The organism is Chthonomonas sp. (genome assembly GCF_035294165.1).
Lineage (GTDB): Bacteria > Armatimonadota > Chthonomonadetes > Chthonomonadales > Chthonomonadaceae > Chthonomonas.
In genome coordinates this window covers 67,608-90,311 of record NZ_DATGLN010000170.1, presented here as the reverse complement: position 1 = coordinate 90,311, position 22,704 = coordinate 67,608, and the positions used below count along the sequence as shown (strand labels likewise).

Annotated in this window: 17 protein-coding genes; 9 read left to right on the top strand and 8 right to left on the bottom strand. The window is 56.0% G+C overall.

What is annotated here, in order from left to right; genetic code table 11:
* Positions 1–178 precede the first annotated feature (178 nt).
* Positions 179–1,186, top strand: a complete 1,008-nt coding sequence (locus tag VKV29_RS09095; RefSeq protein WP_324200994.1) for a zinc-dependent alcohol dehydrogenase family protein — start codon at positions 179–181, stop codon at positions 1,184–1,186.
* Between the two features lie 53 nt (positions 1,187–1,239).
* On the top strand, positions 1,240–2,907 hold the full coding sequence (locus VKV29_RS09090) for a Ppx/GppA phosphatase family protein (protein ID WP_324200993.1): 1,668 nt from the start codon (positions 1,240–1,242) through the stop codon (positions 2,905–2,907).
* Here VKV29_RS09090 and dnaA read toward each other — a convergent pair.
* The gene (dnaA, locus tag VKV29_RS09085) at positions 2,837–4,363 is read right to left on the bottom strand and encodes a chromosomal replication initiator protein DnaA (protein WP_324200992.1); all 1,527 of its coding nucleotides are present in this window, start codon (positions 4,361–4,363) and stop codon (positions 2,837–2,839) included. The two genes, VKV29_RS09090 and dnaA, sit on opposite strands and share 71 nt — an antisense overlap.
* 318 nt (positions 4,364–4,681) lie before the next feature.
* Between dnaA and VKV29_RS09080 the strand changes: the two genes are divergently transcribed.
* The 3 genes from VKV29_RS09080 to VKV29_RS09070 all read left to right on the top strand — a co-directional run bounded on the left by VKV29_RS09080 (position 4,682) and on the right by VKV29_RS09070 (position 7,704).
* On the top strand, positions 4,682–5,662 hold the full coding sequence (locus VKV29_RS09080; RefSeq protein WP_324200991.1) for an alpha/beta hydrolase: 981 nt from the start codon (positions 4,682–4,684) through the stop codon (positions 5,660–5,662).
* Positions 5,629–6,321 (top strand): thymidine kinase, encoded by a 693-nt coding sequence (locus VKV29_RS09075; protein ID WP_324200990.1) that lies wholly within the window; start codon positions 5,629–5,631, stop codon positions 6,319–6,321. The genes VKV29_RS09080 and VKV29_RS09075 overlap by 34 nt, the downstream gene beginning before the upstream one ends.
* Positions 6,322–6,399: 78 nt before the next feature.
* Positions 6,400–7,704, top strand: coding sequence for an NCS2 family permease (locus VKV29_RS09070; RefSeq protein WP_324200989.1), 1,305 nt, complete (start codon positions 6,400–6,402; stop codon positions 7,702–7,704).
* A 13-nt stretch (positions 7,705–7,717) separates the two neighbouring features.
* Here VKV29_RS09070 and VKV29_RS09065 read toward each other — a convergent pair whose 3' ends face one another.
* A complete protein-coding gene (locus VKV29_RS09065; RefSeq protein WP_324200988.1) occupies positions 7,718–8,683 on the bottom strand; it encodes a hypothetical protein in 966 nt (321 codons plus the stop codon).
* 279 nt (positions 8,684–8,962) lie between these two features.
* On the opposite strand from VKV29_RS09065, the gene VKV29_RS09060 reads away from it, so the two are divergent.
* Positions 8,963–9,691 (top strand): phosphoadenylyl-sulfate reductase, encoded by a 729-nt coding sequence (locus tag VKV29_RS09060; protein ID WP_324200987.1) that lies wholly within the window; start codon positions 8,963–8,965, stop codon positions 9,689–9,691.
* A 25-nt stretch (positions 9,692–9,716) separates the two neighbouring features.
* Here VKV29_RS09060 and VKV29_RS09055 read toward each other — a convergent pair whose 3' ends face one another.
* The 3 genes from VKV29_RS09055 to VKV29_RS09045 all read right to left on the bottom strand — a co-directional run bounded on the left by VKV29_RS09055 (position 9,717) and on the right by VKV29_RS09045 (position 14,811).
* Complete coding sequence (locus VKV29_RS09055; protein ID WP_324200986.1) at positions 9,717–11,642, bottom strand: N-acetylmuramoyl-L-alanine amidase; 1,926 nt, start codon at positions 11,640–11,642, stop codon at positions 9,717–9,719.
* A 197-nt stretch (positions 11,643–11,839) separates the two neighbouring features.
* A complete protein-coding gene (locus tag VKV29_RS09050; RefSeq protein ID WP_324200985.1) occupies positions 11,840–12,268 on the bottom strand; it encodes a hypothetical protein in 429 nt (142 codons plus the stop codon).
* 104 nt (positions 12,269–12,372) lie between these two features.
* Positions 12,373–14,811 carry a DUF6600 domain-containing protein gene (locus tag VKV29_RS09045; protein ID WP_324200984.1) on the bottom strand — a complete coding sequence of 813 codons (2,439 nt, stop codon included), beginning with the start codon at positions 14,809–14,811 and terminating at the stop codon, positions 12,373–12,375.
* Between the two features lie 258 nt (positions 14,812–15,069).
* Here VKV29_RS09045 and VKV29_RS09040 point away from each other — a divergent pair, with 258 nt between their 5' ends.
* Genes VKV29_RS09040 through VKV29_RS09030 form a run of 3 tightly spaced genes read left to right on the top strand, consistent with a single transcriptional unit; the run spans position 15,070 to position 18,120 of the window.
* Positions 15,070–16,080, top strand: a complete 1,011-nt coding sequence (locus tag VKV29_RS09040) for a YncE family protein (RefSeq protein ID WP_324200983.1) — start codon at positions 15,070–15,072, stop codon at positions 16,078–16,080.
* A 60-nt stretch (positions 16,081–16,140) separates the two neighbouring features.
* The gene (locus VKV29_RS09035) at positions 16,141–16,806 is read left to right on the top strand and encodes a response regulator transcription factor (RefSeq protein WP_324200982.1); all 666 of its coding nucleotides are present in this window, start codon (positions 16,141–16,143) and stop codon (positions 16,804–16,806) included.
* Between the two features lie 3 nt (positions 16,807–16,809).
* Positions 16,810–18,120, top strand: coding sequence for an ATP-binding protein (locus VKV29_RS09030; protein WP_324200981.1), 1,311 nt, complete (start codon positions 16,810–16,812; stop codon positions 18,118–18,120).
* On the opposite strand, the gene VKV29_RS09025 is transcribed toward VKV29_RS09030, so the two are convergent.
* From VKV29_RS09025 to nfi, 3 genes are all read right to left on the bottom strand, one after another.
* On the bottom strand, positions 18,064–21,282 hold the full coding sequence (locus tag VKV29_RS09025) for a PD-(D/E)XK nuclease family protein (RefSeq protein ID WP_324200980.1): 3,219 nt from the start codon (positions 21,280–21,282) through the stop codon (positions 18,064–18,066). The genes VKV29_RS09030 and VKV29_RS09025 overlap by 57 nt on opposite strands.
* Positions 21,283–21,295: 13 nt before the next feature.
* Positions 21,296–21,880 (bottom strand): winged helix-turn-helix domain-containing protein, encoded by a 585-nt coding sequence (locus tag VKV29_RS09020; RefSeq protein WP_324200979.1) that lies wholly within the window; start codon positions 21,878–21,880, stop codon positions 21,296–21,298.
* An 82-nt stretch (positions 21,881–21,962) separates the two neighbouring features.
* Positions 21,963–22,652, bottom strand: coding sequence for a deoxyribonuclease V (gene nfi / locus VKV29_RS09015; protein ID WP_324200978.1), 690 nt, complete (start codon positions 22,650–22,652; stop codon positions 21,963–21,965).
* Between the last annotated feature and the right edge of the window lie 52 nt (positions 22,653–22,704).

Sequence of the window (22,704 nt, the reverse complement as noted above, 5' to 3'; positions counted from 1 at the left end):
TGACTAGTACGTTCGCAACGCAGCCCTTTTCGGCAAGTCTGAGAAAATGTTGTAAACTAGGTGCAGAGCCGTGAGCTTCCAAAACATCGAGTCGAAATAACCGAACCTCTGCCAAAATCGTACATACAAAACGAGAGTCCTTTATTCCAAAAACCTGGGCGAACAGGGAGGTTGTGCCATGCGCGCCATGGTTCTTACGAAACCGGGGCCGGTGGAGAGCTTGCCTCTACAGTTGCAGGAGTTGCCCAAGCCGAAACCGCATTCCGGGGAGGTTCTCATTCGCGTTGAGGTGTGTGGCGTTTGCCGTACAGACCTTCACGTGGTGGAGGGCGAGCTGCCGCCGCATAAATCGCCTGTTATTCCGGGCCACGAGGTCATAGGCACCATAGAATGTCGCGGGCCCGATGCCACACGGTTTCAAATAGGTGATCGCGTAGGTGTGGCTTGGCTTCATGCAAGCTGTGGCAAGTGCGCCTACTGCAAACGAGGAGATGAGAACCTTTGTGATAGCCCCATCTTCACCGGCTACGATGCAGACGGTGGCTATGCAGAATATGTGGTGGCGCCGGAGGAGTTTATCTATCCCATCCCTCCAGGTGTCTCCTCACGCGAGGCAGCCCCATTTCTCTGTGCCGGCATCATCGGCTATCGCGCTCTACGACGCAGCAACCTTCACCCCGGTGAGCCTTTAGGCCTTTACGGGTTTGGGGCTTCAGCCCATATCGTCATTCAGATCGCCCGTTATTGGGACTGTCCGGTCTACGTATGCACGCGAGATGAAAAGCATCAGGAGCTGGCCCGCCGACTAGGAGCCGTCTGGGTAGGCTCTGCGGCAGAACGTCCGCCGGTGAAACTGCGCAGTAGCATTCTGTTTGCCCCCGCCGGGGAACTGGTTCCCGTTGCGCTCTCTGCCCTCGATAAAGGAGGCACGCTTGCAGTAGCCGGCATCTATATGACCCCCATCCCCTCTATGGACTACGAAAAACACCTTTTCTACGAACGGAACCTACGCAGCGTCACCGCGAATACCCGTCAAGATGGCAAAGAGTTGCTGCACCTTGCCGAGACCATTCCTCTGCACACGCACACCCAAGAGTTTCCTTTGGAAGCTGCCAACGAGGCTTTACAAGCGCTGAAGCAGGATCGCATCAACGGAGCGGCGGTGCTCCGCGTGGCCCCTACTTAAGAATATCGGGCATAATCTACCGTTTCCGAGGCGCAGACAGGTAGAATCACACCATGAGTCATGTTTTTGCAGCGATAGACATCGGTACCAACTCCATTCGCCTGGCCGTTGTACGCATTGAAGACGATAACCATATCACCACCCTTGCCCAGCATCGGGAGATGGTGCGCCTAGGCGAGGGTGAGTTCGCTACCCACCGCATGACGCCGGAGGCGATTGACCGAGGGGCTTTGGTGTGCGCGAGGTTCGCCGACGTGGCGCGCGGTTTTGGCGCCGATGAAATTGTCGCCTTCGCCACTGCAGCGGTACGAGAGGCCGAAAATAGGGAAGAGTTCATCGAGCGAGTACGTCGTGAGGCCGGTATAGAGGTGCGTGTGATCTCCGGGCCGGAGGAGGCACGCCTCATCTGGCTGGGAGTCTCCAGTGGCATCGAGCTAGGCTCTAAACGGGCGTTGCTTATTGACATCGGCGGAGGAAGCACCGAGGTGATTGTAGGCACATCGGAAGGGCATGAGGTTTTAGAGAGCATGAAGCTGGGTGCCATTCGGCTCTCCAACCTCTTTTTCGACACGCCCGACCCGGTAAGCCCGGAGCTGTTTGCTAAAGTGCAAGCCCATGTACGCGCCGTGGCAAACCCGGTGGCGCGTCGTGTGCAACAGGCCGGTTTCGATCTCGTTCTCGGCAGCGCCGGAACCATCAACTGTTTGGGGCAAGTGGTGGCAAACTACACCGGGAATGTAGAGGCCTCTCAAAAGCTCACGTCCTCCTCCTCTTTGCGTGGCGGCATCACTTTTCGTACGGCGGATCTGCGCGAGGTGGTGAAGCTGCTCTGTCGTCTGCCTCTTGAGGAACGCCGCCAGGTGCCGGGCATGGACCCCGCTCGCGCCGACATCATCCTTGGCGGAGCCGCCATTCTGCTCACCTTTTTAGAACAGGTAGAGGCCGAACGCATCACCACCAGCGAACGAGGGCTACGTGAGGGCATTCTCGTCGATCATCTTCTGCGCCAAGAGGGAACACGCGAGCAGTTTCAAACGCTTTCGGTAAGGCGTCGATCCATCCTTCAGCTTGCGCGAGCTTGCAACTATGAGGCCGATCACGCTCATCACACGGCCTTTCTGGCGTTGCGTCTCTTCGATGAACTGCGCCGGCTAGGCGAACATAGCTACGGCAACACCTCGCGCGAGCTTCTGGAGTATGCGGCCATCTTGCACGATATCGGCACCTTTCTCTCCCATTCCAATCATCAGCGCCATGCCTACTACATCATCCGCAACTCCGACCTGCTGGGTTTCGACGACACCGAGATAGACATCATCGCCAACGTGGCGCTCTATCATCGCAAAGGCATCCCCAAAAAGAAGCATCCTAATATGGCCGACCTGAACCGCGAGGAGCGTCGGCGTGTGCGTGTTTTGGCCGCCTTGCTGCGGGTAGCAGAGGGACTTGACCGTAGCCATCTCGGCTTGGTGCGCGATATTCGTCTTAGACGGGAGGAATCGCCACGGCGCTTTGTGCTCACCCTGATAAGCGATGCCGAGTGTGAACTAGAGGTTTGGGGTGTTCAAAACAATAGCGATCTCTTTGAGTACGTTTTTAAAGCCCCGCTAGTCGCCGAGGTTGCCCACCCCAACTCCCTTGCGTTGGCACCTAGCGCCCCAGCGAGCGCCTCAGTCGCAGAATCGTCTGGCGCAGTTCCGGATCGATCTCCTGAAGCGTAATGATGCGTTGGCACGCATAAAGAAACGTGGTGTGGTCGCGCCGTCCAAAGGCCGCTCCGATATGGCGGGCGCGTTGCTCGGGCAGCAGTTCCCGACAAAGATACATCGCCACATGGCGCGCTAACGACACGTCTTTATTGCGATTCGTGCCCACGATCTCGGCGGCATCCACACCGAATTGGTCGGCGACCGCTTGAATGATCGCCTCTGGAGTAAGCCCTCTTGCCGGGATGGGCTTATCAATGAGATACTCACCAAGCACATTCTGGGCCAGCTCCACGGTGGGCGGCAACCCCATGACGGACGAGTAGGCCAGAAGGCGCGTTAGCGCCCCTTCCAACGCACGAATGTTGGATTGGATGGCGCTGCCGATATAGTGCAGCACCTCGTCGCTTACCTCGGCGCCCTCCCGCTGCCGACACATCTCCAAAATGGCGATGCGTGTTTCCAAATCGGGCGGGCCGATATCGGCAATAAGGCCGCTTTGGAAGCGGGAACGAAGTCGTTCGTCCATGGTGTTGAGATCGCGCGGGCTGCGTTCGCTGGCGATGACCACCTGCCTCCCACTCTGGTACAGCACATTGAAAGTATGGAAGAACTCCTCTTTGGTGTGCTCCTTACCGGCAATAAACTGAATGTCATCCACCAGCCAAACATCTATCTCGCGATATTGACGACGAAACTCATCGGTGGCATGCTCCTTCAGGGCGTTGATATAGTGCTGCGCAAAATACTCGCCGGAAACATAGGCCACCCGCATCTTGGGGTTGGTGCGCTTGATGGCGTGCGCAATGGCATGAAGTAGATGGGTTTTGCCTAGCCCAGAGCCTCCATACAGGAACAGCGGGTTGTAGACGGCCCCCGGACGCTCCGCCACATTCATCGCTCCCGCAAAGGCCAAACGGTTGGAACGCCCCACCACAAACGTCTCAAAGGTGAATCGATCGTTGAGCGGCAGCCCCGGCAGAGTTGGCATAGCCCCTTTAGCGGCCGAGCGAGAACCCGAAGATTTGGAGGTAACGCGCGGTGGCGTGGTAGAGGGCTTTGCTACCACGGCCTCTGCAGCCCCAGCCTCTTCCCCCTCATCTAGAGGCAGCTTTGGCTGCAAGACCTTCTTCGCATCCGAAGCGTCCTTACGCCCCGATGCCGCACCAGGAACGGACGTTTCACGCGGCATGACCACGATCTTCACCTGCAACCCACTGGTGTTGAGGTGAAACTCGAGGGCACTCCGAATGGCGTTGGCCGCACGGCTCTCTAACCACTCTCTCGCAAAAGGATTGGCGACACCCAGGGTCACCACGTTGCCCATGTAGCTTAAGGGGCGTGTGTCGCTAAGAAAACTATTGAATGTTACCGGGCTTACCTTTGTGGAGAGCAGAGCCAGGCAAAGGTCCCATACCTGGAGCAGCGCTTGCGTGCGGTCTTCCTCTCCGAATTCGAGCTCTCCGCTCACTCGCTGCCTCCGTAACCGAGGCCCGCTTCTTGCGGGCATGAAAGGGTAATTAAGTGATCTGTGAAGGAGGGGACGCGACTGCCTGCGTCCACAACGCGCCGATTATAGCAAATTCCAAGCCGTCTCCGCAAGCAGAACAGCGTCTGCTTTTTTGGATTCAGATAGGTTTTTTTGATAATTAGACAATAAACGCTTTTAGCTTTTTATAAAATAAAAACTATGAGGATACAGACATGGGGAACACTCTCCGAAGCTGCACTTATTCCTCCTTCACCGCCGTAGAGGCTAAATCGGGGACTATGCGTTATACTTATAGACATGTCGAGCCGTCAGCTTAAACCACACGAAGATATCCGCACGAAACGCTTTTTCCATCCCACCTATTTCGGCTTAGGTCTGATCGCAGGTGGGCTTTTGTGGGGGGGTCTTGCAGCTAGCTACGCCTACATCGCCACCCACCCACCCCGTATTCCGGTTTTCTTACCCAAGGATGCCCGCAGTATCGGGCTAGAGGAGGTTACCTTTCCCTCACGCGATGGCATCGTCCTCAGTGGCTGGTTTTTACCGGCCAAAGGCGAGGCGATCGGTGGGGTTGTTCTCTGTCACGGCCATCTCTATAATCGCATGGAGATGCTCTACTGGGCTCGACATCTGCGGGAGGCTGGTTTCCACACACTTCTGTTCGATTTTCGCAAATCGGGCCGAAGTGGCGGGCATGTCTGTACGGTGGGCTACTTGGAAACAAACGATCTGCTTGGGGCGGTAGACTACTTTGCCTCCCGCCCGGAGATGCAAGGGCTTCGCGTCGGCGTTTATGGGCACTCCATGGGCGGTTCGGTAGCCTTGATGACCGCCGCAGACGACACCCGTTTGGCTGCGGTTGTTACCCACGGAGCCTTTGCTACCCTTGAGCGCGCGGTCATTCGGCGTAGTCGCTTGCTCTTTGGCCCTCTCGGCGCGCTCATCACCCCTTTGACTATTGCCATTGGCCGGCGCTGGATTCCCATCTCTCCTCATACGGTTTCGGCGTTGAAGGCCATCGGCAAGATCGCTCCTAGGCCGGTTCTGCTGTTTCACGGGCAACACGATCGCATCGTTCCCGTTAAAGATGCCTACGATCTCTATGCGGCTGCCTGCCCTCCCCGTGCGCTTCATGTGCTACCAAAATCCGGCCATATTTGGATAGCCCCTGAAGAGCTGCCCGAATATGACCACTTGCTTGTAAAGTTCTTCACAACTCACCTCTGGAGGCGTGGAGAGAAGCGATGCCTACGCGCACCAAACAGCCCGGTTCTATAACGGTTATCTGTGGATGTATGTTCTCAGGCAAAACAGACGAGTTAATTCGGCTTGTACGACGAGCCCTCTATGCCCGAAAACGGGTACAAGTTTTTAAATCGGCTCTCGATACCCGCACCGATAACACCGTTATCAGCACCCACGACGGCGTACGATTTCAGGCCATCGCCGTGCCCGATGCCCGCACCCTCGAGACACTTCTAGACCCACGAGTCCATGTGGTGGGAATTGAGGAGGTTCAATTCTTCGATGAAGCCATCGTTCCCCTGTGTCAACGTCTCGCCGATCGCGGCATAGATGTGGTTGTGGCAGGCCTCGATCAGGACTTTCGTGGCATGCCTTTCGGCGTTATGCCCACTCTGCTGGCGCTCGCCGAGAATGTTATCAAACTGCACGCTATCTGCAAAGTCTGTGGTGGAGAGGCCACACGTACCCAACGCCTTGTGAACGGACGCCCTGCCTCCTGGAACGAACCGACCATCCTTATAGGGGCGGAAGAGACCTATGAGGCACGCTGTCGCCGGTGCCATCGTGTGCGAAATGCCCCCATCCACAGCGCCCGCGGTACGCACCCTATGCCCCCCACCCGCACTCCAGAAGTCACCGACCCGCGTCAGCTCGAAATGTTCATGGAGCCGGAGGTAGACAACGAAGTCTAGCGCGAAACTGCTCCAAAAGGGATGCGCTTTGCCTTATGGGCATCCTCTTGCCTGTTTCTAGAAAAGGAGAGAGAAGAAATGCTTGAAAAACGGTTTACCCTTGCAGCACGTCATACAGACCTTCGCACGGAGGTGGCAGCAGGCTTCACCACCTTCATGACAATGGCCTACATTCTCTTTGTAAACCCCTCCATTCTCTCCAATATTCCAGGCCTAGAGCATAGCGTGTCCGCACTGGCAGCGGCCACAGCCCTTACTGCCGCCATTCCTACCCTGCTTATGGCACTGCTAACCAACACGCCCTATGCCCTAGCCCCAGGCATGGGGCTTAACGGTGTACTCACCTTCGATGTCTGCCTGCAGCACCACATCCCCTGGCAAACGGCCATGGGCGTCGTTGTCATTGAGGGGGCGATCATCGCAGTGCTCGCGCTTACTCGGGCCCGTGAGGCCATCATGAACGCCATTCCCATGGGACTGAAAAGGGCGATAGCCGTGGGCATAGGCTTGTTCATCACCCTCCTTGGCATGGTAAATGCCGGCCTTGTAAAGGCCAATACCGCCGATGCCCCCCTCACCTACGGCTCGTTTCACCACAAAGAGGTGCTTGTGGCCAGCATCGGTCTGGCACTTACCCTTCTCTTTGTGGCCTTTCGCTGGCGTGCGGCGCTGCTATTAGGCATTCTCTGCACCACCATCGTCGCCCTCTTCACGAAAGTCGCCCACCTCCCTCCCGCCCACCAGCTCCTTCAACTACCGCAATTCACCACCCTAGGGCGAGCAGATGTGCTTGGCGCTTTGCGCCCGGCACTGTGGTCTACTATTCTGGCCTTTGTCATGAGCGACTTCTTCGACGCCATGGGTACCATCCTCGGCGTGGGTCAACAGGCAAATCTTGTGGATGCGGAGGGGCGCCTGCCCCGTCTCCGTGAAATTCTGTTCGTAGACGGGTTTGCCGCACTCTGGGGCGGCTTTTGTGGTGCATCCAGCGCCACCACCTATATAGAGAGCGCCAGCGGCGTCGCTGTAGGCGGCCGCACCGGCCTGACCTCTCTCGTCGTTGGCCTTCTCTTTCTACTCGCGCTCTTCTTCTCGCCCTTGGTCACCATCGTGCCGGCGCAGGCCACCGCACCAGCTCTCATCATTGTGGGATTTCTCATGCTTTCGAGCGTTCGCGACATCGAATTTCACCGTTTGGAAGAGGGATTTCCTGCGTTTATCACCATTGTTACAATCCCCTTCACCTATTCCATCGCACGAGGAATCGGCTTTGGATTTCTCTCCTATCTCCTGGTTATGTTGGCGCAACGACGCTGGCGCGAGATCAACCCGCTGTTGGTGCTTGTATCCGTGCTCTTCGTGCTCTCTTTCTGGTTAGGGTAGAAGCCCGATGGTACTAAGATGCTTCCGTTCCAACCTTGAGAATAAGATCGAGCGGATCGGGCACGCCGGGAAGTCGCTGGAACGGCAATGCCACTAACTCGCCTGTATCTCTGTTGAAGTCTCGAAGACGGTAGGTGGCAATAGGCGTTCCGCAAGGAATATCAAACACGCCACTTCTCCCCCTGAAAACAACGGTCTGCGGTTTAACGGAGATGGCCATGAGAAAGTTATATTTTGGGCCGTGATAGTCCTGGGCAGCCCCAAAAGGTCCGGCACAGGCCATGGCGCCGTCATACTTTGCATAAGGCTCTCCTATGCGATAGGGAGCATCTTGCAACCCCCGATAGAGACCGGCCCTTTTGTTTACCAAGGTAACCATTTTCCACACCAGATATCCTCTTGGAAAAGGCTCGTCGAGCAACGGCATTAGCCCCTCACGCTGCCATTTTTGTATCTCTCGATGGCCTTCACGGGTCGTCGCCGGCAAACGAGGATAGATTTCAACGAATTCTTCTAATTGATAGGTCTTCCGAGCCGGGACAATGCGGATTTGATAGGAGACGTCGTAAACCCCGGATGCCTTATAGTGCTTGATGGTGAAGTAGAGGGACGTGCCTCCAGACTCTTTTTCGAAGCAATAGCGGTTCGTACGCTTAAGTGGTCGGTATTTGGCATCCGCAAAGATATCGCAGTGTTGCGCCATAAGGCGCCAGCGAACCAGAGTCTGCGGGGTGAAGAGAGGCCTTCGTAAGGGTGGACGGCAATGGCATATGGACCAGTTCTCTTGATAGAGCCGCGAGGCTAGCCGCGCATGAAACTCCTGAACATACCCTAAGACGGTCTCAGGGGTTAGGGGTGGTAGAATCCAGCCGCAATTCTCGTAAATCGCTACCGTCCCATCCTCAAACATATGGTGGGATAGAGACCTCACCTCGCCGCTTGGGCTTAGGAAACGTTCCTTAAACTGAAGCAGACACATTGACCTTGCACCTCCACTTATTTAATATCTTTACAGCCTCCAAAACCGGAAATTTGTTATGTTGAGGTTTCTGCAGGCTTCTTTCAATCTACGCCATCCATAACGGCAACACGAATAACCGTTTGCGGTACAGTGTGTAGACTTCTTTCGGCGCTCACCACCTTGCCCTTAGCCAGGCAAGATTTTTTGGGAACTTATTGACAGGGTAAGCGTATTTTTGATATACTTCATATACTTAGTTAGTTTATCAAATTAGTCAGATTTAGAAAGAGGAGAACGATGACCCTGCCACCACCAAGCCGTGAAGCTCTTAACGCCTTAAGTAACTGCCTGGAAGAGCATTCCCCTCAAGAGATTCTGGCCTGGGCGGTTAAAATCTACGGAGAGAGACTGGCCATGGCCACCGCCTTTGGTGCAGAAGGTTGTGTTCTCTTAGATATGCTGGCCCAACTCGGCGCTCTTGCAAAACTGCCTTTTATCTTCAATCTTGAAACCGGCTACCAGTTCCCTGAAACGCTGGCTCTGAGGGAACGCATTCAGGAGCGCTACGGCCTTACCGTTCATTTTGTGCGTCCTAAAGAGACCGTTGAGCAGATGGAGGCCCGTTTTGGCGGCCCGATCTATCACACCAATCCCGACGAGTGCTGCCGTCTAAGGAAAATTGTTCCCCTGCGCAAGGTGCTTAAAGACTTCGACGCATGGGTAAGCGCCATCCGTCGCGATCAAACTCCCGATCGCGCTCAGGCCGGCATTGTAGAATGGGACTCCAAATTCGGTCTCGTTAAAATTAGTCCACTGGCGAATTGGACTCGCGAGGATGTTTGGGCCTACATTCGCACCCACAACGTGCCCTACAACCCCCTCCACGACCGTGGCTATCCCTCTATAGGCTGCTGGCCCTGCACGCGCCCCGTGCGCGAAGGGGAGGACGAACGCGCAGGACGTTGGGCCGGATTGCAAAAAACGGAGTGCGGCCTTCACAGCCGCCGCACCGTGCGCAGCTCCTAGAGAATACCGAATTCGTTGTAACGACCTACCTGTCTTTAGGCAGCAACAGGGCCGTCTGCGAATGCCCCTCGATGTAGAGTCGTAGCCCTCGGCAGATGGCTTCGGCCACTCTCTCTTGAAAATCTGGGTCTATAAGCTTACGCCGGTCCACCGGATTATCAATATAGGCCACCTCAATGAGAATGGCCGGCATCTGGCTTTCACGCAGTACGGCCAACCCATGCTGGTACAGACTGCTATCGGAGCGGGCGCCCCGGCTGGGCAAGCCCGTTACGGCCGCCACGGCGTGTTGAACGCAGTTGGCCAGCGCTCTGCTGCTTGGGTCTTCCATATGATAGTATGTGGTGGTGCCGGATGCCTCCCCAGGATGGCTACAGGCATCATTGTGAATGCTGATGAAGAAGTCGGCATGAATGGCGTTTGCAAGAGCAGGCCGGGCAGAAAGGTCTACATCTCTATCTCTATCTCGAGTCAGCACCACACGCGCGCCGCACGCTTCCAAAACTCGCCGCAGTTTAAGCGCAATGGCCAAAGTGATGTTCTTCTCGGCATAGCCGCCTGCCGTCGCCCCCGTTGCGGAACCGCCATGCCCTGGGTCTACGACGATCAGCTTATCTGCCAAAACGCCGGTCGCGTTGCGCGGCAGGCGCAGGCGCAGAACCACCTGATCGGCTCGCGGATCGAGCACAAACCCATCGTAGCGCGGGGTACGCAACCGGATACGCACCACAGGAGGCGTCTGATCGAGGGCGAACGCTTGCTCTTCGGTTAATAGCGGATGCCGGAAGCTTTGATCGGCTTGGGTCGAATCGGTAAGAGCCAGAACGGCACCGGGCAAGTCCAGCTGTAAACCACCGTCCTCCGTGTAACGAATGGAAGGCTGCACAGGCCCTGTTGTAAATATCCGAAGCGTGGCGCTTTGATCGTTGTCCGGCTCAAATACAATGCGTTGGACCTGGACGAACTTTGTTGCCGCAGGGGCATTCGGATTTGCCGAATTGTTGCCTTCCCCCGGCCCTCCGTTGGCCGTCTCTGTTTGGTCTGCCATAGGATTAGCGGGCGTTTCGTTGGAAGTGGTTGCCATTCTCTCTCCTCCCGGAGTCGTCGGCATCTGTAGCCCACCGGAACCTTGGGGCTTCGTTGTTCCACCGGCATTCGCCATTGCGGCCATCTTCGCAGCCCCTTTCGGGTCTTTCCACAACACAACGATAACCTGCCCTTCGGCATCGGCCTGTCCATCACCTGCACGTACTCGTAGGCTCAAGGGCAGGTTCACCGCCACGCGCACCACGTCGGGTTTGAACTGCCCCACACGCAAATTCTGTGTCTGCGGGTCATCGTCGGGCAGGGTCTGATTCAGCAGATCGGGGGCTAGCTTCGCCCCAAAACAGTCCACATAGCCCACACGTTGCCCATCCTCATCTATCATGCGCACCTGGTAGGGCACGGGGAAGGAGGTCGTAAAGCGTATGGCCCCCTGCTGTAGACGCACATCGGTTACGCGCGCCAACAGGTAAACTTCGTCGAAGCTGGTTGTGTTCGGAGCACCGTTGGCACGGCTATCTACTGTAAGGATATCGGCGGGAAGCAGCCGGGCTAGGTCGGAAAGCGCCAACATAGGTTTTCCCTCTGGTCGCGCAACGGCAAGCTCGGCCTCCTGTATCGGATGCCCATAAGCTATCTTCACCGCATCTCCGCGTTTGTTGAGATGTCCCTGTGCCCCAACCATCGCAAGGATATCGAGCGGAACAAAGGTTTCGTTTCCATCGCTCAAAGGCGATGTCGAGGCCTCTAACGGCTTGCTGCCCACGAAGACCCGGACGGGGCGTAGAGCGCTATCCGCTTTTGCTTGTCTTGGAGACAGGCAAAGCAAGCTCCCTAAAACGCAGATAAGGCAGGCGATCTTAGGCACTATGAAGCTGCCGATGGCGAAAGGGCTTTTCCGAAGCATAGCCTTTCCCTCACTTGTTAGGTTTTTTCCTGAACGTTCGAAGGCGCACGCGATTGATGCTTTTGTGCTCTATATTCCTACATTTTCGGAAAGATTCCTACCCATTTTAGAACGGCGTTCAGAGGATGCAGAAAAGCAGCACGGCAGACCCGACTTAGGGCCTGCCGTTATAAGAGACTGTTGACGAACAGAGAGAGTTACAACTTGATGTCGAGCAGGCCGCTTATGCCCACACCGGGTATTCGACGGATGTTCTTAATGCTCTTGGTCTCTACGGGAACAAGCCCGCGAATGCGCAGCCCAATCGAACTGAAACGCCCCTCAAACTGCACAACGGCCTGCACCTTATTCACGGCAGCACGCGGCCCCATCACCTGCACACCGCCCACTTCGGTGCCGTCACCGGCAGAAATAACGGGTACCACCTTTGTGGCATACATGGGGTTGTTCTGAGGCGTGCGTGTGAGATGGTTGATGGCACTGTTGATCTGTGGCCCAAATTTGCCGATAATCAAAGCCACTCCACCCGCCTTCAGCAATGAACCGAGAATATCGGCGCTGACCATGCCCGCGGAGAAGCAGAGCAACACGAGCATGATGGTGGCTTTATTGACATGGCGCTTCATAGTTTTACCTCCTTGTCTCATCCTCCCATCGTTCGGGTGGGAGGGTTACTATGTTTAGTGTAGCACATTCTCTGCCGCTTCCCTCGCCTATATTTCACTCCGAGCTACCGCTTCGGGCGATCTCGGGATGTGCTAGAGCCACTGCTCCCATGGTTTTCCCCACCACTAGGGATGCTCTGCGCAACATGTGGCGCCGGTTGAGGTGGAGGTGTTGGCGCATGATAGACAGGAGGTTGTGGTGCAGGCGGCGGCACATAAGGGGCCTCTCGACGAGGTGGCACAGGAGGTGGGTTCCACGCCGGCTGCACAGGATGCGGTGCATATGTGGGCACGCCCCGATCATCGTGGAACGGCGCGGGAGTATAAGGAACCGTACGCGGAGGGGCACCACGCCCGATGGATTGTTGTGGCGGGCTTCCGGGCCACTGCGGAGCCGGAGTAAAGCGCGGCATGGGCGCATTCGGGCTGTTCGGCGCGTAAAGCGGCCTGTTTGGGAACGTCCCTACACCGGATCGGTCGCGAGGTTCTGAAGGCAGGAAGGGCTGTTGGCCACTTTGAATCGGTCGGCCCGGTGTAAAGCCTAGCTCACGTCTGGCCAAAGCTGCCGCATTGGCCGCCCTATTCTCTGTTGCCCCATAACTGCCCATGCGATCCGGCGCCCGCCGATTCGTGAGATAGGACGGATACGAGGTACCTCCTTGAGACGGCGTCATCGCACGCGGCACGACCGTTCTATTTTCTGCAGGGCTGGGCGTCCGCGCAATGAAGTCTCTGGAACGTGAGGGAGAGAACTCCGATAGATCAGAGCTGCCATTGCGCGTACGAAGGGGCGGTGGCAAAACGCGCGAAGGGGCTGTGGGCATCGCCTGCTCGATGGCAACACGCCCTCGCGTCGAGGGGGTTGGAGCGTGAAATACCGCCCGTGTCTGCAGTGCCGACGGCGGTGTAACAAGTGGCATGCGCGAACGCACGGGGGTAAAAGAGAGCGGTGCCGGCAATAAACTCGGCGGGCCGGCAATCGGTTCTACGTTTCGGTCGGCCTCCGGCGCCCGGCCTCTGGTGAAGAGATCGGCCTCAGAGGGTGGCAGCGGGCGATAGGCACTTGCCTCGCGGAATGTGGCGAGCGTGGCATAGGTAGCCCCTGGCGCTCGACGCGCGTTGCGCGGAACAAAGAGCACGCTGCCCCGATTTAGATGTGTCGCCGCATAGTACTCTGTCGTCTGCTGGAACCGTTGAAAAGCCGTTAGGGGTACACCCGGAGGGGCTTCATTGATATTTGTTATATTCGTTACATTGTTAACATAGGTTACCTGATTCACATAGGTTGTGTCGAACGGTCGTGGCGCACAGTATGAGGAGGCCACCGGATAGTAAACGGCTGCCTGCGCGATGGAGAAGTAGGTAAACCAATCGCCATGGGCAAACGCAACGGTCAGTGTGCTTGGATAGCGAACCTCCTCAGGTGCGAGCGGTGCCCAGATTACACGGTCATCACAGACGCTAAAGTCCACCACGGCCGGCTGCCAGTATTGACATGCAGGGCCCGGCACCCATGCCCAACCAAACGGCTCATAAACCCATGTACCGTAGTGATATGGCGCCCACCCCCAGGGCTCATCGGAAACCCATGTCCAGCCGAAAGGTACCACCCATACCCAGTGCCCATCGCAGTAGGGACGCCAGTCCGCTCGCTCGATGTGGGGACACCAAACATAACCGTAATTGGGCGTGTAGCGCCAATCGCCGTAGTCGTCTAAATCGCCGGCCACCAGGCCGATGTTAGGAGGAAGGTGCTGCGCACGGTATAGCATGACCCGATCCCGATGATCGTTCCAATGGTCCCACTCATCTTCGGGAGGTGCTGGGTGAACGTTGTATGGGCTATCTATGCTTTGTAAAAAGACGTAGTCCCCTGCACGCAGTTCCGCTTCGCCTTGCTCCCCATCCAAAACAGCGCGTCCCTCTTGCACACAAACCTCCACGCCATCCCCAACCCCGACGCGAACACGTGCCTTTTCGTTGACTTTAATCGAGGCGTCCGGCGTGTCTATTTGATAGATAGAGTAGGCGTGGCGCGTTACCATAGTTGCCAGCCCGTTGGTTAAAACGATCTGGGTAAACTCCCCTTGCGAATCGCTATAGAGGGTCTGCATGGTGGCAAGAGCGCCCCCTCCTAACCTTAACAGACTGCCGTCATCAAACTGAATCTCAGCTCGGCCTCCATCTGTTACCCATACCTGTGCCCCCTGTCTAATCGGCAGATTCACCGAGGCGTAACTCCAGTCGGTAGAGGGGCCGGGACGCCACGTTACGTTGCCTTCCACATCGGAGAAACGCGCGAGGCGCACGGCCCCAGCCTCACTCTGTTCGGAAGGAGACTGCGTAGCCTCCGAGGAAGTAGGGGGAGTAGACGTGCTTGAGCCGTTTTCTTGGATGCGATAACCTTGGGTGTCATCTTGCGCTAGCACGGTACGGCCCAACATCGTGGTTCCCGTAGCGATGAGTAGCGTGATCATAGCCATAAAGTAGCATCGGTTTCTCATTTCTCTTCACCTTTTTCGACCTTTCGAGCGACCTGCCCGAATAAGTATCCCACAACACGACTAACCTGTCGTTAGCGTTCTCTAGGGCACACCGGTACCCTCTTTTCCGTATTTCGATCTGAGGTTTGCACTACAACAGAGCATGCCAAAAGCAACCTCATCGAGAGCACTTATTTACAATGCCTTGTAATTAAAAACGGCTAGCACGCCGCAACGTGACGATACTCTAGCTTAAAACGCTAAGGAGGAGCTTCTCCCATGAGAAAGGTTCTCAGAGCCTGCTTTCACCTTGCCTGTTATCTCACCATAGCCGGCCTTGTTGGCAATTGCACTCCCACCCAATCCAAACTTCCGCTCACATTCGTTGCCGACATCCCTCTACCCGGAGGAACGAGCCGTTTCGATTATGAAAGTCTCGACCCTAACCATCACCTGCTTTTCATCGCGCACCTGGGGGCGGATAGTGTTGTGGTTTTTAACACGCAAAAGCGCAAGGTGGTTGCGGTCATCCCTAATCTGCCCTCCGTTCACGGCGTCCTTGTTGTCCCCTCTATCAAACGCATTTACGCCTCAGCCACCGGTGAAAATAGGGTGGCTGCCATAGACGAAAGCTCTCTACATATTCTTGCCCGCATTCCGGCCGGAGACTATCCAGATGGCATGGCCTACGATCCATCAACGAAAAAGCTCTATGTGTCCGATGAATTCGGGCGTACCGAGACCGTTATAGACACACAGACGAATCGTCGTCTGAAGACCATTCCGCTCGGTGGAGAGGCAGGAAACAGCCAGTACAACCCGATTGACCATCGCATCTATGTGGATGTCCAGACGTTGAACCAGCTTGTTGCGATAGACCCTGCCACCGACACAATCGTTGCTCGCTACCCTATTCCGCCCTCTTGCGAACGCGATCACAGCCTACTCATCGCGCCGGCCCAAATGCTGGCCTTCGTGGCTTGCGAAGGCAACGCAAAACTTGCTGTTTTCTCTTTGAATACCAAGCGTTTCCTGCCATCGGTTTTTTTGGTAGGCCAAGACCCTGATGTTCTTGCGTTTGACCCATCGCTTCATCGTCTTTATGTGGCCAGCGAAAGCGGCGTACTCGCCGTTTTCCAGGTAGAAGGCACTACGCTTCACAAGCTTGGTCAAGCCTACCTAGCATACCGCGCCCACAGTGTAGCGGTCAACCCGCAAACTCGAGAAGTCTACCTGCCGCTGCAGAATGTAAAAGGGCGTGCTGTCCTTCGCATCCTCCACGAGAATTGAAGAAAAGATGTCAAAAGAAGGGTATAAAACCTCTAGCACAAAACGCACAAGACCACGCCGATGAATATCCTGATCGTAGAAGACGATAAGAGCGTCGCCCGCTTTCTACAGCAAGCGCTTACCGAGGCCGGCTACACCACACAGGTTGTGGAGGATGGAGAGACCGCACTCCGCTTGGCCGTCAGCATCGCCTTCGATCTCATCCTTCTCGACGTCATGCTGCCCCGCAAAGATGGTTTCACTTTGTGTAGGGAGTTGCGTGCGGCTTCCGTTACCACCCCCATCCTCATCATCACCGCACGCGACACGCTAGAAGACAAAATTGAAGGGCTTGATAGCGGCGCCGATGACTACATCGTGAAGCCCTGCCAAATAGGGGAACTGTTGGCACGAGTCCGTGCCCTGCTGCGTCGTGGCACCTCCAGCCCACCGGTGCTTCGTGTCGCCGATCTCACCCTAGACCCGGCCACACGAAAAGTCTGCCGCCAAGGAAAAACCATTCATCTTTCTATGACGGAGTTCGCCCTCTTAGAATATCTTATGCGGAATGCAGGGCGCGTGGTAACCCGATTGATGATCTTGGAACATGTCTGGCAGTACGACTTTGAAGGCAATGATAATGTGCTAGACGTGTATATAAGTTACTTACGAAGCAAGATCGACCGAGGCTTCGCACGCCCACTCATTCACACGGTACGTGGCGTGGGCTACCGTTTGGAGGGCTAACCCATGCTTTTTAACTCCATGCGATGGCGCATGACCCTGGTGTTTTCTGGGGCTACTGCCATTCTTTTGCTCATCGCCTGCTTCGTTCTCATTCGCTACTCGCGCCTCGCCATGGAACGCAGTGCCGATATCCTCCTACAGACGGCAGCGAAAAAGGTACAGCACGAGCTAGCCCACCTACAGCCTAACGAAACCACCCTCTACGAGCTTACCGAACAGGAGCGTGACCTTACAGAAGAGAATATCGCTCTGCAGATGCTGAATTCGCACGGCAAACTTATTTGGGCTTCCACTTCGCAAATGCCGATTTGGCCTTGGGGAGATCGGGATGATTGGCGAGGAACAACGTTTCGCTTTGGCTCCTATACCATTGTCATCGGGCTGCCCTGGCTTAAACACGAGCGCTCACAAGAGCGTTTGGCGCTCACCTTGATTGTACTGAGCCTCTTTATCTTCCTTACAGTAACCGGCGGAGCATGGCTTTTGGTGGGCCGTACGCTCTCGCCCATTGGCCGTTTGGCAGGGCAAGCCCGTTCGGCATCGGTGGAGCGCATGCGCGTTCACCTCACAGCCCCTTCAAAAGACGTCGAGATCGTCGAGCTTGTGACAACGCTCAACGGCCTACTCGACCGCCTAGCCGAATCGGCGGCAGCTCGCGGGCGTTTCTACGCCGCCGTCTCTCATGAATTGCGAACGCCTCTCCAGGCGCTTTCCGGCCATCTGGAGTTGGCGCTACAGCGCCCACGCAGCGAGACAGAATATCGCGCCTATGTAGAGGAGGCGCTCACCCAAACACGTCGCCTCACGGCACTGGTGCGCGATCTCCTGCTATTAAACCGCATCGAGATGGCCCCTACCCCCTCCGATGAGGCCATTGACCTTGTGGAAATTTGTGAACGCCAACTTGCCCACTATGCCTCTTTGGCGGGCAAACGCCATCTTCAAATCTACACAGAACTGCCATCGTTCCTTGAGATTATAGCCCCTACCAACCACGCCGAGATGCTGGTGCGAAACTTGGTGGAAAATGCAATTAAATATGCCAAAGAAGGCGGTCAGGTGCGAATTACGCTGAAATCCGCCGCTCAAGGCGCCGATCTGGAGATTTTTAATGAGTGCGCCCCGCTTGCTCCAAGCGAGTTGGAGCGCCTTACTGAACCCTTCTATCGGCCCGATAGCTCCCGAAACACGGCTACAGGGGGGAATGGACTAGGCCTCACCATCTGCAAAGCTCTCTCGGATGCGTGCGGCTGGAGCCTAGAACTTTGCCCCATCCCCACCGGTTTCCTGTGCCGTGTCCACTTCCCTTGTTGAACCAACACTCGACCCCGACACCACATCCATGCGGTATAACGGCTCGCCATCGTGGCCTTGAGGTGTCGTCCGGCAGATGTCAGAATAGGGGCAAAAACGGCAGTGGCTTCCCGGCGTCGCTGCTACATAGCCCCGCCGCATGGCATTTACATGGCGAATTGCGGCTTCAACGGCCGCTTGCAGCATGGCTGCATATTGCTCGTCGTTTAACGGCTGCACCTGGTCTCCCTTCTCGCGCTCCGGGATCAGCTTGAATCGCTGAAACGCTACCGTGCTTGTACGAAAGAGGCGGGTACGCGCTTTTTGGGTCGCAGAATCTATACACAAACCTCCAACCTGCATTCCAAAGAGACGCTCCAGGGCCAGCATCATAAGGGGCAGTCGAAGAGCTTTGCCGCCGGTGATCTCTGGCCAAGACGGGGGCTGTGCGGTTGTATAGTCCATCAGGAAAACGAGCTCTCCATCGGCATCTCTGTCTACTCGATCCACAACTCCATAAAGCTCCAGCGGCTCGCCACCTTGTGGGTCTGGAATTATCAGGGGCCGCGATAAAGAGCGTGAATCGTATACTGTCGAGTTTATCTGCGACACACCGAACGCCAGATGAAAATGGATCGGACGCAGAGGCAAACATCGGCTATAAAACTGCTCCTTCTCTGCAATAGTTTCTAAGATATGCATTAGCCCCTGCTGCAAGAGGCGTTTACGGTGCGGCGAAATGTCGGCCACGAGATTTTGAAGTTCGGTCTCCAACGCTCTCTCCAGCACCTCTTGAACAGCCTGTCCATCGGTGGCCGACAGCTCGGCAAAGGCACGGTATAACACATCATGGAGCAACTTCTCCTGGAGTAAAGCGAAGTTCGTTTGATTGCTTACCCGCAACTGCAAGCGGTACTGCAGAAAGTGACGGAAGGGGCAACGGGCATAGACTTCTAGCTCGGCGATCGAACAACGTTTCGTCTGCTCGCGCATCCATGCTCGCGCTGTCTCTTCCTCCACACGCGGTAACGGGGGCAGAAATCGCGCTTCGGCAACAGCACGCAATAGCTCGCCCGCCGATGTATTCTCGGCGCACAGCCGATTCACCATCTCTCGTATCTCGGCCCTCTGCTCCTCTGTAACGGCGGGGTCGAACAAGGGTACGCAGAGGTTCAAAAGGCGATCACGCCATGAGCTGGCATCTTCCGAGCGCGGAGCCACATCGCTCAGACGGCGCGATACCACACGTAGCAACTCCGGGTTGGTAGCCAGCGCCTCCCTTACCTCATCCAGGTAGAAAGAGGGAAGGGTATCGGCCTCGCCACTGCTTCGCGGATAGGAAAGAATAAGGCGTTCTGCAGGAGCTGTTACCGCTAAATAGAACAACAAGCGTTCTTCGTTCGCACGTGTCTCACGTGGTGCCAAATAAAGACCTGTTTGTTCATACAAGCGATAGCGCACGGCATCCGGCAAAAAAGGGTTTTCGGTAAGGCGGCGCGGAAATAGCCGTTCTAGGAGTCCCATCACCGCTACGACACGAGGCCGCCTTTGATGAATATCATAAGGCTCTGAAATCCAGACCTGATCTTCGCCCAGGCCCACCACAACGGTGCTGTTACGCCATGCTGTAATAAGTCTCTCGACAAAATCGCCAAAAGGCATCCGTTCTCGGTCGGTTAGCCGCATCATATCGGCCATAGAGTAAAGGGCCTCTATAGCCACACGATAAGCTTCCTGATCGCGTTTTTGCCGCAAAGGCTCGCCGAGTGCAATGGCCTCTGTAAGCCCGAACTCCTCGAAGAGAAGCTCTATCTCCTCGGCCATATCCTGAACGCTCTGTGCCTGCAGCAACCGCTCCGCTCTATTCAACATCGCCGTAAGCAATCGGGCGGATGCGGATGACGGTGCAAGAGCCGGCAACAAAGCTCCCCACTCGTTCTTCCCTCGCCCTATCCCTCTCTCATGAACAAGTAACCTCAGTCGCTCCGCCTCTTCGCGAGGCGTTTGGGTGTAAGAGGATTTGAAAAATGCCAGCACGGCATCGCGTGGCCAGTCGTGTCGCACCAGCTCAAGAAAGTTGATGAGGGCACGTATCAGTGGATTCTCGGCAACCGCCTCGCCGCCATAGGTGCCTATAGGAACGCCATAACGCTCAAAAACAGAGAAAAGAGTCGGGGCGTAGGCCTGAGCGTTGCGCACCACCACAGCAAAATCGTTCCACCGATACTCTCGCGTTTCGTGTAGACTTTGAAAGGCACGCGCCACCATCTCCGCCTCCATATAGACATCGGGGGCATCGAAAAGGAGAACAGGCTCCAGCGTTGCGCTTTCCAAAGGCTCAAAGTGCGAATCATGAAAAAGACGTTGACTTAACACGTCCGCAACCGACCTGGGGGCCTGAGGCGCGCTGAGCAGTGTCTCGCGGCACAGAAAGTCGGTTTTTAATCGCCGGATCGTCGGCTCCGCCGGGGCAAAGAGCAGAGGTCGGGCAGGGTCGTAGAGCAGAGTTACCACAAACCGCATTTGTGGAACGCACTCCGCCAACGTCGTCAGCAAGGCGATTTGAGCCGGATAGAGGAAATAAAAGCCGTCTAAAATGAAGACGTCGAAATCCTCCAACCAACGCACATGCCCCGAATGCATGCGCTGCCTTGCCAACAGCAACATGCCCTCGGCATCCTGTCGGCGATGTTGCAGCAAAAACCTCTCGTAGGCACCGTAGAGCCTTGCAAGTTCGAGGAGCTTATCTGCCTCGCGCGGGTTCCCCGTCGCCTCTACGGCCATCGGCCCGATCGCTTGAATGTCTTCTGGTGAAAGCCCCGAAAGCTTCCACTCTCGAATCTGTTCAAGCAGGGTGGAGAGAAACCCTTCATAAAAACGCATGGGGTCGAGATAATCGTCCGGATAGAGCCACCTTTCGATGATGTCCTGTAGGAGCAGGCGCTGAAACGAGCGTCCCACCATCTCGAACCCACCCCCCTCCACCAGGCGCACGGTAAACTCCTGGAGAGACATCACCGTGTTCGGCGCAGCCTCCGTCCCTAAAAGCGTAAGGGCGCGCTCCGCCTGCACTTGGGTCGCCGTGATGAAGAGGGTGCGGGCCGGCTCGAGCCGATAAAGCCCTAGCGCATACAGCGTCTTACCGGCGCAGGCCGGCCCTAGAACCAGCTCGAGAGAGGTCATTCTGGAACTTCGTTCATCCATGCCCGCATTGGTCTCTCAAATAGGCACGGCCTGCATCGGTGATCTCCCATAGACCACGCCGCCCCCGCGCCATAAGGCCTTTATCGCACAAGCTATTCCTGCACCATTGAGCAGTATTACGCCAGCGAGGTTCATTGGTAGACTCAAGAGTTTCATAGTCAGCCTCGGTGAGAACATCCTGCATAATCTCCCCAACCCGGTCCAACACCAGGCCTATTCTAGCCGCCCCACCAAACTCATCCAGCGCCTGCAAAATAGGACATACAAAATTCTCTTCCGGTGTACGTCTTCCTTGTGGAAGCCGTGACGACCGGGTTGGAGAGGCGCGATTAGGTTCAGCAAACGACGCGCCGGCTTGCTGTGCAAACAAACGGATTCCCTCGTCCCTCAGCCTCTCTATCTTCTCTTCGTAGCCTCTGATCTGCTCGGCATAGGCAGCATATCTCGACAGTTGACGATAGTCTCCCATATCGTTCAACAACTGTATCTGCTGATGGACTTCAGAGCGCTTGTCCTCTATAAGTTGCAGCAGTGCTGCAAAGGCCTCTTCTAAACTTAAATTATCTCTCTCCTCCATTCCTTTCTCCGTACTTGAATAAGCAAAACGACCGTCATCTATTCTACCTGCTTGCTCTTACACTCTACTGGGGATAAGAAATTCAGACCAACGATACCTCTCCCCAGCGAAGAGCATTAACATAGAGATGTGCTTGCCGAGTAGGTTCCGGCAAACGGGTAGCACCTCTACATTGAAGAACCAGTTGAATGGCGCTCATCAGGTCTACCCGATGCCCCACAGATACATAGATCGGAGCCACGTTCTGTTTCAGACGAAGCGCCGCCCCCACCACCTCACCCCGATCCACTATCGGTTGCCAAGCGCCCACATCGTTTGGAACCGGTTCATGATGCCCTACAAGCAGACTTTTGGCCACTCCGATGCTCGGTATATCTAACAGCAGCCCAAGATGGCACGCGATTCCAAATCGGCGTGGATGGGCGAGGCCCTGCCCATCCGCTATGAGAATGTCGGGACGGGTCGTGAGCCGCTCCCAGGCCTCGAGCAGAGGAGGCGATTCCCGAAAAGAGAGAAGGCCGGGAATATAGGGAAACGGAGAGATGGTGCGAACCCCTACCCGCTCCTTCAAGGTGAGGTGGGGCCGTTCAAGTACCACAACTCCGGCAAAAACCGGTGTATCCGCAGAGGCATGGGCAGCAAAAGAGATGTCACAGCCGGCCACCAGCTTAACCTTCTCGACTTCCAAAGGTTCCACACGGACTTCTTTGGCCAACTTTTTCTGCAGTTGGATAGCCTCTTGAGGCGTTAAGTTCCAGGAGTGGTGTATCATCGTCGCATTCTTGGGCGTGGGTTCCTCGTTTTATTTTATGACAACAAGGTAG

What these genes read in the sequence shown, in the direction of transcription:
- VKV29_RS09095 (WP_324200994.1), top strand. Translation starts at nt 179, where the DNA reads ATGCGCGCCATGGTTCTTACGAAACCGGGGCCGGTGGAGAGCTTGCCT.
- VKV29_RS09090 (WP_324200993.1), top strand. Translation starts at nt 1,240, where the DNA reads ATGAGTCATGTTTTTGCAGCGATAGACATCGGTACCAACTCCATTCGC.
- VKV29_RS09080 (WP_324200991.1), top strand. Translation starts at nt 4,682, where the DNA reads ATGTCGAGCCGTCAGCTTAAACCACACGAAGATATCCGCACGAAACGC.
- VKV29_RS09075 (WP_324200990.1), top strand. Translation starts at nt 5,629, where the DNA reads ATGCCTACGCGCACCAAACAGCCCGGTTCTATAACGGTTATCTGTGGA.
- VKV29_RS09070 (WP_324200989.1), top strand. Translation starts at nt 6,400, where the DNA reads ATGCTTGAAAAACGGTTTACCCTTGCAGCACGTCATACAGACCTTCGC.
- VKV29_RS09065 (WP_324200988.1), bottom strand. Translation starts at nt 8,683, where the DNA reads ATGTGTCTGCTTCAGTTTAAGGAACGTTTCCTAAGCCCAAGCGGCGAG.
- VKV29_RS09060 (WP_324200987.1), top strand. Translation starts at nt 8,963, where the DNA reads ATGACCCTGCCACCACCAAGCCGTGAAGCTCTTAACGCCTTAAGTAAC.
- VKV29_RS09055 (WP_324200986.1), bottom strand. Translation starts at nt 11,642, where the DNA reads ATGCTTCGGAAAAGCCCTTTCGCCATCGGCAGCTTCATAGTGCCTAAG.
- VKV29_RS09050 (WP_324200985.1), bottom strand. Translation starts at nt 12,268, where the DNA reads ATGAAGCGCCATGTCAATAAAGCCACCATCATGCTCGTGTTGCTCTGC.
- VKV29_RS09045 (WP_324200984.1), bottom strand. Translation starts at nt 14,811, where the DNA reads ATGAGAAACCGATGCTACTTTATGGCTATGATCACGCTACTCATCGCT.
- VKV29_RS09040 (WP_324200983.1), top strand. Translation starts at nt 15,070, where the DNA reads ATGAGAAAGGTTCTCAGAGCCTGCTTTCACCTTGCCTGTTATCTCACC.
- VKV29_RS09035 (WP_324200982.1), top strand. Translation starts at nt 16,141, where the DNA reads ATGAATATCCTGATCGTAGAAGACGATAAGAGCGTCGCCCGCTTTCTA.
- VKV29_RS09030 (WP_324200981.1), top strand. Translation starts at nt 16,810, where the DNA reads ATGCTTTTTAACTCCATGCGATGGCGCATGACCCTGGTGTTTTCTGGG.
- VKV29_RS09025 (WP_324200980.1), bottom strand. Translation starts at nt 21,282, where the DNA reads ATGACCTCTCTCGAGCTGGTTCTAGGGCCGGCCTGCGCCGGTAAGACG.
- VKV29_RS09020 (WP_324200979.1), bottom strand. Translation starts at nt 21,880, where the DNA reads ATGGAGGAGAGAGATAATTTAAGTTTAGAAGAGGCCTTTGCAGCACTG.
- nfi (WP_324200978.1), bottom strand. Translation starts at nt 22,652, where the DNA reads ATGATACACCACTCCTGGAACTTAACGCCTCAAGAGGCTATCCAACTG.